At 39.4% G+C, this 2,731-nt stretch carries 2 protein-coding genes and 1 pseudogene; all 3 read left to right on the top strand.

The window, feature by feature from the left end; all coding sequences use genetic code 11:
* Nucleotides 1-90 precede the first annotated feature (90 nt).
* Nucleotides 91-1,182, top strand: a pseudogene (locus NI469_RS15560) (acyl-CoA dehydrogenase family protein); the annotation flags it as partial.
* Nucleotides 1,183-1,295: 113 nt separating this feature from the next.
* Nucleotides 1,296-1,787 carry a GNAT family N-acetyltransferase gene (locus tag NI469_RS15555; protein ID WP_005246123.1) on the top strand — a complete coding sequence of 164 codons (492 nt, stop codon included), beginning with the start codon at nt 1,296-1,298 and terminating at the stop codon, nt 1,785-1,787.
* 124 nt (nt 1,788-1,911) lie between these two features.
* A complete protein-coding gene (locus tag NI469_RS15550) occupies nt 1,912-2,493 on the top strand; it encodes a lytic transglycosylase domain-containing protein (RefSeq protein WP_004731225.1) in 582 nt (193 codons plus the stop codon).
* Nucleotides 2,494-2,731: the final 238 nt, after the last annotated feature.

The following is a 2,731-nucleotide window of genomic DNA, read 5'->3' as shown; positions in this document are numbered from 1 at the left end:
CTTGAAAATCATTTCAAAGCCTTTGATTTAGTGTTCTTTTATATCAATAATGGATTCGTTTAATGCCAGCATACTTTTTGAAACACCACCGCTTATCCGATAGAGCTAGACATGCTCGCTTCAGTCGTGGATGGCATGAACCAAGGTAGTGAAGGCATGAATGCTGGTGCAGCAGTCAATAAACGTGGCGATGCAGATACGACTAATAAAAATGGTATCAATATGTCTACCGCCCTAAGCATTATTGAAATGTGTTATGGCGATACTGGCTTATTACTCTCGATGCCACGCCAAGGATTAGGAAATTCAGCCATTGCAGCTGTTGCCAATGAGGAGCAATTGCACCGTTTTCATGAAACTTGGGCCGCCATGGCGATTACCGAGTCAGGTTGCGGTTCAGATTCCGCTGCAATTCGTACCACTGCAACCAAAGATGGTGATGATTATATTCTGAATGGTGAGAAGATTTTTGTAACCTCCGGAGAGCGTGCTGATGCAGTGGTCGTTTGGGCAACTTTGGATAAAAAACTGGGACGATCGACAATTAAATCATTTGTGGTGACCAAAGGTACTCCAGGAATGAAGGTTGAACGACTGGAACATAAATTAGGGATTAAATCATCCGATACTGCCACGATTAGCTTTATCAACTGTCGAGTACCTGCAGCAAACTTGCTCGGTCATGCAGAAATCGATGTTGCTAAAGGCTTTGCTGGCGTGATGGAAACCTTTGATAATACTCGCCCGCTGGTTGCAGCCATGGCGATTGGTTGTGCGAAAGCCTCGCTGGAACGCATCAAGGAGATTTTTAAGGATCAGCTGGACTCCACTTATGCCACACCGTATTTACAAAGCTCTAATATCGCAGCACAAATCTATCGTATGGAAGCTGAATGGGAAGCAGCACGCTTACTGATGCTGAAAGCTGCCTGGATGGCCGATAATCGCAAACCCAATTCACGTGAAGCCTCTATTGCCAAAGCTAAGGCCGGTCGGATCGGTAATGAAATCACCTTAAAATGTGTCGAACTGGCAGCAGCCATTGGTTATAACGAAACTGAACTTTTGGAAAAATGGGCGCGTGATTCCAAGATTTTGGATATCTTTGAAGGCACCCAGCAAATTCAGCAACTCATTATTGCCCGTCGGGAGTTGGGAAAATCATCAAGCGAATTAAAATAGTGATTGCTCATCAAATAGTGAATTAAACTTATCTAAATTGAATAAACGATGGCTTTTTTAAGGATTTAAGGTTATAAAAATTCATCGTTTTTTCAAAATAAAATCAGTTCTATATGTACTCTATTCGTCCTATTCAGCCTGAAGATAATGCCCAAATTGCAAGCATTATTCGTCGTGTTTCCCAAGAGTTTGGGCTGGCAGCAGAATCTGGTTTCGCAGTAGGCGATTCTATTCTAGATGAACTGTATCAAGTTTATCAGCAACCGAAATCAGCTTACTGGGTTGTTGTGGATCAACAAAATAAAATTTACGGTGGTGGTGGAATTGCGCCATTAAAAGGTGATGCAACTATTTTAGAAATTCAGAAAATGTACTTTTTACCTGAAATTCGTCAGCAAGGTTTTGCCAAGAAAATTTTAGAATTATCCTGTGAATTTGCACAGACTCATCAGATTAATTCAGTCTATCTAGAAACAACTAAAGCGCTTTGGCAAGCGGTGAAACTCTATGAAAAATTAGGTTTTCAGCATCTTGATTATCCTGAAGGCAATACCGGACATAGTGATGCCTGTGAAATCTGGATGCTAAAGACCCTTTCAATTTAGAGATTTTTTAGTAGATAGATAAAGTTTGTACATTAATAAAGTGCTTTCATCAGCAGCAAGCTTGACTCTTGTATATAGGCTGCCTAACATCGAAATACGTTTATTCAGGCATGGAATTCACAGTTTGTTTGTTTCTCATTTATTCAATCCAATTAAATCTAAACGTTCACTATTTCATTCTCAATCTTTTAAATTTTCCTCTATTTTATTGAGCACTTTTCTTTTTGCGGGTTGTTCATCCTTGGGCGGAGGCTCGGTAGAAAAACGCGCAGCTAAGCTGTCTAAAGGCATTCAAACTGCTTATTCCACCCCATCCAGTACAGCTAATCGTGTTTCACCTTTAATTGTTCAACATGCACAAAATCAGGGTGTAGATCCGCTTCTAGTGGCGGCTGTGATTCGTCAGGAATCTACTTATCGTAGCCAAGCAACTTCGCCAGCAGGTGCGGTAGGCTTGATGCAAGTGATTCCGAGATATTGGCAACAAACTTGTCCAGGTGATTTATACAATGAAAGCAGTAATATCCAATGTGGTACATATATTCTTTCTAAATATAATCAATCATCCGGTGACTGGAAGAAAGCGCTTGCCTATTATAATGTAGGTCCGTCAGGTTATGAAAATAATCGTAAAATGCGTAAACAAGGTAAACGTTATGCCAACCAAGTAAAACAGCATAAAAAAATGCTAAAAGACTCTCTCTAATGACTGAATAAAGAGAATTAATTTAACCATACTTAGGCTATTTTATTTAATATTTGGTAAATAGTAATCGCTAATTGTGTCCATTAAAGTTTTTACCATGAAAGTATACCTACAACCTATTAATCTCAGCCATGATATATATATTCAGCTAAAATAGTCTGCAATAAAAAACCAGCGATTCGCTGGTTTTTTATTTTGTAAGGTTTATAAGATCAGCTTGTAAACTCTTATAGCGCTA

It is taken from the genome of Acinetobacter lwoffii (assembly GCF_024129735.1).
In the GTDB taxonomy this organism is placed as follows: domain Bacteria; phylum Pseudomonadota; class Gammaproteobacteria; order Pseudomonadales; family Moraxellaceae; genus Acinetobacter; species Acinetobacter lwoffii_H.
This window is presented reverse-complemented; position numbering and strand designations above follow the sequence as displayed.

Excerpts from the sequence above, each read along its gene's own strand:
- NI469_RS15555 (WP_005246123.1), top strand. The coding sequence starts at position 1,296 with ATGTACTCTATTCGTCCTATTCAGCCTGAAGATAATGCCCAAATTGCA.